Annotated in this window: 6 protein-coding genes and 1 pseudogene; 6 read left to right on the forward strand and 1 reads right to left on the reverse strand. The window is 72.8% G+C overall.

All coding sequences use genetic code 11. The features are described from left to right. Positions 1-147: 147 nt before the first annotated feature. Genes cobO through cbiE form a run of 3 tightly spaced genes read left to right on the forward strand, consistent with a single transcriptional unit; the run spans position 148 to position 3,286 of the window. On the forward strand, positions 148-750 hold the full coding sequence (gene cobO / locus ACYVE7_RS28615) for a cob(I)yrinic acid a,c-diamide adenosyltransferase (RefSeq protein ID WP_460368931.1): 603 nt from the start codon (positions 148-150) through the stop codon (positions 748-750). After that, positions 747-2,099 carry a cobyrinate a,c-diamide synthase gene (locus ACYVE7_RS28620; protein WP_460368934.1) on the forward strand — a complete coding sequence of 451 codons (1,353 nt, stop codon included), beginning with the start codon at positions 747-749 and terminating at the stop codon, positions 2,097-2,099. The genes cobO and ACYVE7_RS28620 overlap by 4 nt, the downstream gene beginning before the upstream one ends. Beyond that, the gene (cbiE, locus tag ACYVE7_RS28625) at positions 2,096-3,286 is read left to right on the forward strand and encodes a precorrin-6y C5,15-methyltransferase (decarboxylating) subunit CbiE (RefSeq protein ID WP_460368936.1); all 1,191 of its coding nucleotides are present in this window, start codon (positions 2,096-2,098) and stop codon (positions 3,284-3,286) included. Before ACYVE7_RS28620 ends, cbiE begins: the two co-directional genes overlap by 4 nt. On the opposite strand, the gene ACYVE7_RS28630 is transcribed toward cbiE, so the two are convergent. Then, positions 3,261-3,878 (reverse strand): DUF4328 domain-containing protein, encoded by a 618-nt coding sequence (locus ACYVE7_RS28630; protein WP_460368938.1) that lies wholly within the window; start codon positions 3,876-3,878, stop codon positions 3,261-3,263. The genes cbiE and ACYVE7_RS28630 overlap by 26 nt on opposite strands. A 177-nt stretch (positions 3,879-4,055) precedes the next feature. Here ACYVE7_RS28630 and ACYVE7_RS28635 point away from each other — a divergent pair, with 177 nt between their 5' ends. The 3 genes and pseudogenes from ACYVE7_RS28635 to ACYVE7_RS28645 all read left to right on the forward strand — a co-directional run. After that, positions 4,056-4,433, forward strand: a complete 378-nt coding sequence (locus tag ACYVE7_RS28635) for a cobalamin biosynthesis protein (RefSeq protein WP_460368940.1) — start codon at positions 4,056-4,058, stop codon at positions 4,431-4,433. Between the two features lie 14 nt (positions 4,434-4,447). Then, positions 4,448-5,035 (forward strand): precorrin-8X methylmutase, encoded by a 588-nt coding sequence (locus tag ACYVE7_RS28640; protein ID WP_460368942.1) that lies wholly within the window; start codon positions 4,448-4,450, stop codon positions 5,033-5,035. Between the two features lie 2 nt (positions 5,036-5,037). Beyond that, positions 5,038-5,223, forward strand: a pseudogene (locus ACYVE7_RS28645) (Rv2231c family pyridoxal phosphate-dependent protein CobC); the annotation flags it as partial.

The following is a 5,223-nucleotide window of genomic DNA, read 5'->3' on the forward strand; positions in this document are numbered from 1 at the left end:
CGGGCAGGCTGGCCGCCCGGATGGGCGCCGAGCTGGTGCCCCTCGACGCGCTGGACGCCCTGGCGGGGACCGTCCGGCGCGGCCGCGCCGCTTGACGGCGCAGCCCGTCCGAGGACAGACGATTTCGACGCAGAGAGGTGGCGGAGGATGCCGCAGGGTAAGCCGGAGTATGTGCCAGAGGACGGGTTGACGACGCGTCAGCGGCGGAACCGGGCGCTGGTGATCGTGCACACGGGGCCGGGGAAGGGCAAGTCGACGGCGGCGTTCGGGCTGGCGTTGCGCGCCTGGAACCAGGGGTGGCCCGTCGGGGTGTTCCAGTTCGTGAAGTCCGCGAAGTGGCGGATCGGCGAGGAGCGGGCGCTGGTGGTGCTCGGCGAGTCGGGGGAGGGGGCGGTGGTGGACTGGCACAAGATGGGCGAGGGCTGGTCGTGGATCCAGCGTCCGGGCTCCGAAGCCGACCACGCGGCCGACGCCCGCGAGGGCTGGGAGCAGATCAAACGGGATCTGGCGGCCGAGAAGTACGGCATGTACGTGCTGGACGAGTTCACCTATCCCATGAAATGGGGCTGGGTGGACGTGGAGGACGTCATCGCGACCCTCCGGGACCGTCCCGGCACCCAGCACGTCGTGATCACCGGACGGGACGCCGACCCTCGGCTCATGGAGTTCGCTGATCTCGTCACCGAGATGACCAAGATCAAACACCCGATGGACCAGGGTCAGAAGGGCCAGCGGGGCATCGAGTGGTGATCCCTCGGCTGGTGATCGCCGCCCCCGCGTCCGGGGGCGGCAAGACGACGGTCGCGACCGGGCTGATGGCCGCGCTGACCGCCCAGGGCCTGGACGTCTCGCCCCACAAGGTCGGCCCCGACTACATCGACCCCGGCTACCACGCGCTCGCGACCGGCCGTCCCGGCCGCAACCTCGACCCGTATCTGACGTCCGAGGAGCTGATCGCGCCGCTGTTCCTGCACGGCGCGGCCGACGCCGACGTCGCGATCATCGAGGGCGTGATGGGGCTGTACGACGGCGCCGTCGGCCAGGGGGACTTCGCCTCGACGGCGCATGTCGCGAAGCTGCTGGCGGCGCCCGTCGTCCTGGTCGTGGACTGCGCGTCGGCGGCCCGGTCCATCGCGGCGGTCGTCCACGGCTTCATGACCTTCGACTCAGGGTCCGAAGGGCGGATCCGGCTGGGCGGGGTCATCCTCAACCGGATCGGCTCCGACCGGCACGAGGAGATCTGCCGTGAGGCCGTCGAGGCGCTCGGCGTGCCCGTCCTCGGGGTGCTGCGCCGCCACGCCGACCTGGCCACGCCCTCCCGCCATCTGGGTCTCGTCCCCGTCGCCGAACGTCACGCCGACGCCCTGTCGACGGTCACCCGTCTCGCCGACCTCATCGCCGCCTCCTGCGATCTTCCCGCCCTCCTCGCCCTGGCCCACTCGGCGCCGCCCCTGTCCGCCACCCCCTGGTCCCCCCACGCCGTGGTGGAAGGCCGGTCCGGCGGGCACCGGCCGGTGGTGGGGGTGGCCGGCGGGGCGGCGTTCACGTTCGGGTACGCCGAGCAGGTGGAGCTGCTGCGGGCGGCGGGCGCCGAGGTGGTGGTGTTCGATCCGCTGCGGGACGAGCGGCTGCCCGAAGGGGCGCGCGGGCTGGTGATCGGCGGCGGGTTCCCCGAGGTGTACGCCGCGGATCTCGCGGCCAACCAGGGGCTGCTGGAGGAGATCAAGGGGTTCACGGGGGCGATCTACGCCGAGTGCGCCGGTCTGCTCTACCTGACGAAAGCCCTGGACGGGGTGCCGATGGCCGGACGGGTGGACGCCTCCGGCGAGATGACGTCGCGGTTGACGCTCGGCTACCGCAGCGCCGTCGCCGTCGCCGACTCGGTGGTGGCGCGCGCCGGTGAACGGGTGCGCGGCCACGAGTTCCACCGGACGGCCGTCACGCCGGGACGCGGGGAGACCGCCGGCTGGCAGTGGACGTCCGAGGGGGCCGAGGGTTTCGTGGACGGGCCGATCCTGGCGTCCTACTTGCATCTGCACTGGGCGGGGACACCCTGGTTCGCCGAACGTTACGTCGCGGCCTGCGGAGGCGGATCATGAGGGTGACGGTGGTCGGGATCGACGGCACGGAGCTGTCCGCCGAAGGCCGGGCGGCCGTCGACGAGGCGACTCTGGTGATCGGCGGGCGGCGCAATCTGGAGCTCGCGCGGGTGCCCGACGGGGTGCCGACCGTCGTGCTCGGGCCGCTGCCGCCCGCGTTCGAGGCGCTCGAAGCGCACGACGGCCCCGTCGCCGTCGTGGCGAGCGGCGATCCCGGTTTCTTCGGGATCGTCCGGGCGATCCGGGAGCGCGGGCACCGGGTGACCGTCGTCCCGGCGCTGTCGTCGGTGGCGCGGGCGTTCGCGAAAGCGGGCATGAGCTGGGACGACGCGATGGTCGTCTCGGCACACGGGCGGGAACTGCGGCGGGCCGTCAACGTGTGCCGGGCGTTCGGCAAGGTCGCCGTGCTGACCGCGCCGGGCGCGGGCCCCGCCGAACTGGCGCGCGAGCTGCATCCGCAGACGCCGCGGACCTTCGTCGTCTGCGAGGATCTCGGCGGCCCCGACGAGCGGGTCACGGCCGTCCGGCCCGCCGAGGCCACGACCAGGCCGTGGCGCGACCCCAACGTCGTGATCGTCTACGATCCGCGGCGTGTGGTCGGCCCGATGGGCTGGCTGGCCGGCGGACGTCCGGGCCCAGGCGGCTGGGCGCTGCCCGAGGAGTCCTTCGAGGCGCGCGGCGGGCAGATCACCAAGGCGGAGGTGCGGGCGCTGGTGCTGGCGAGGATCGGGCCGCGCGTCGGCGACCTGGTCTGGGACATCGGCGCGGGCAGCGGCTCCGTCGGCATCGAGTGCGCCCGGTTCGGCGCCGCGGTGATCGCCGTCGAACGCGACGAGGCCGCCTGCGAGCGGATCCGCCGCAACGTCCAGGCCCACCACGTCAAGGTGGCGGTCTCCCGTGGCGAGGCCCCCGACGTCCTCCAGTACCTCCCGGATCCCGATGCGGCTTTCGTCGGCGGCGGCGGCCTGGACGTCATCGACGCCTGCGCCGCCCGAGCCCTCCGCACCACGGTCGTGACCCTCGCCGCCGTCGACCGCGTCCCCGCCGCCCTCGCCCTCCTCCGCTCCCACGGCTACGACGCCGACGCCGTCCAGCTCTCCGCGTCCCGCCTCAAGCCCCTCCCCGACGCCACCCACCGCCTAGCCGCCCTCAACCCCATCTTCATCCTCTCCGCAACCCGCCCCTGACCTCGGCCCGGTGCCTCTCCTGCAACGCACTGATCCGCAGCACGATCCGCGCCGCCAGGACCGCCGCGACGATCCCCAGCGCGCTCTGCATCAGCAGGGCCGTCGCCGCGCTGTCCGCGCCGACGTCGTGGACGGCCGTGGCCTTCGGCCAGAGGGTCCCGTCCGAGACGAACCCTCCTCCGCCGAGCAGGAAGGCCACCCACCAGCCGTTGACCGGCGGCGGGGTGGGCGGGTCGGGCCGCGGGTCGGAGGGGTCGCTGGCCAGCCAGATGTCCTTGATGACCCGGCGCGGGATCCACAGCTGGCCGATCGGGAGGATCCATCCGAAGAACACCCAGCTCGGGCTCCAGTGGTGCGGGCGCGGGCTGATCGCCGACGCGTTGTCCCTGGCCTTGAAGAGCCACCAGAGGAAGAGCAGCCCGGTCGCGAACATCGCGATCCCGCCCACCTTGCCGATCTTGGCGGTGAGGTGCAGATACTCGGCACGGCCCCCGCCGAGGAAGGCCCGATCGAGGGCTGCGACCATGTTCGCGCCGAGGAGCAGTCCGCACACTCCCAGGGCGGCGACGACCACGCGCGTCGGCATCGTCATCGGCTGAAGCGCCGCGTTCGGCTGAGGGGCAGTGCTGACCAGGCCATTCACGGCCGGAACCCTACGTCCTCAGTCACCATGCTCCAGCCGGGACAGTCGCCCCGGGTCTGGGGTGTGCTGATGCGGATTTCTATCGGATGACTGGTTTGTCAGGATTGTGGTTCGCTGGGAGGTGGGGTGGGGTTCGTCGTGGGAGTGGGGATGCGGCGCGGGGTCGGGTTCGGGGAGCTTGACGCGCTGGTGGGGGAGGTGCTGGCCGAGGCCGGGATCGGTCACGGTCAGGTGATCTTGCTGTCCACTCTTGTGGGGAAAGAGCGGGAAGGGGCGATGATGGAGTTGTGTGAGCGGTATCAGTGGGAAATGCGGATCTTCAGTGCCGATACGCTGACCGCTGTGCCGGTTCCCGCGCCCGCCGAGACCGTGGCGCGAGCCGTGGGGACGCCGAGCGTCGCCGAGGCCGCCGCGTTGGCGGGGGCCGGGCGGTTCGCCGAGCTGGTCGTCGGGAAGCGGCGGTCGGCGCGGGCGACCGCGGCACTGGCACGGGTCAAGGCGTAAGAGGAGGCTTCCGGATGACCGTACGTCAGCCACACCCCATCGAGGTCGCGTCGTACGAGATCCTGCGCTCGCGCGTGGATCTGTCGCCGATGCCCCCTCTGTGGCGGGCTGTTGTGGAACGGGTCATCCATGCGAGCGCCGATCTCGAGTACGCCGTCGACCTGATCACCGACGAACGGCAGTTGCTGCACGGGCTGCAGGCGCTGCGGTCGGGCGCGCCGATCGTCACGGACGTCCCGACGGTCGCCGCGGGCATCACCGAGCGGCCCACGGTCTGCCCGATCAACGATCCGTCGGCCGCGCGGATGGCGAAGGCCGCCGGGATCGCGCGCGCCGCCGCGGCCGTCCGGCTGGCGTACGCCGAGGTCGGGCCGGGGGCGATCTGGGTCGTGGGCAGCGCGGCCAGCGCCCTCGAGGAGATCATCCTGCGGGGGGTGCGGCCCGGGCTGGTGATCGGGCTGCCGGTCGGCTTCGTGGGGGCCGCCGACGCCAAGGCGAAGCTGCGCGGCAGCGGGCTGCCGCAGGTCAGTAATGTCACCGAGAAGGGCGGCGCGACGGTCGCGGCGGCGGCGCTCAACGCCCTGCTGTACTTCGAGGGCTGACCGTGGAACCGGACCTGCGCCACCACGGCGACGCCGAGATCGGTGCGGGCCTGCTCGACTACGCCGTCAACGTCCGCCAGGACGCCCCGCCGCCCTGGCTCCGCGAGATCATCGCCGCCTCGCTCGACGACCTCGCCGCCTACCCGGACGCGACGTCCGCCCGTGCCGCCGTCGCCCGCCACCACGGC

The sequence above is a fragment of the Actinocorallia lasiicapitis genome (assembly GCF_054778695.1).

Excerpts from the sequence above, each read along its gene's own strand:
- cobO (WP_460368931.1), top strand. The coding sequence starts at position 148 with ATGCCGCAGGGTAAGCCGGAGTATGTGCCAGAGGACGGGTTGACGACG.
- cbiE (WP_460368936.1), top strand. The coding sequence starts at position 2,096 with ATGAGGGTGACGGTGGTCGGGATCGACGGCACGGAGCTGTCCGCCGAA.
- ACYVE7_RS28630 (WP_460368938.1), bottom strand. The coding sequence starts at position 3,878 with ATGACGATGCCGACGCGCGTGGTCGTCGCCGCCCTGGGAGTGTGCGGA.
- ACYVE7_RS28640 (WP_460368942.1), top strand. The coding sequence starts at position 4,448 with ATGACCGTACGTCAGCCACACCCCATCGAGGTCGCGTCGTACGAGATC.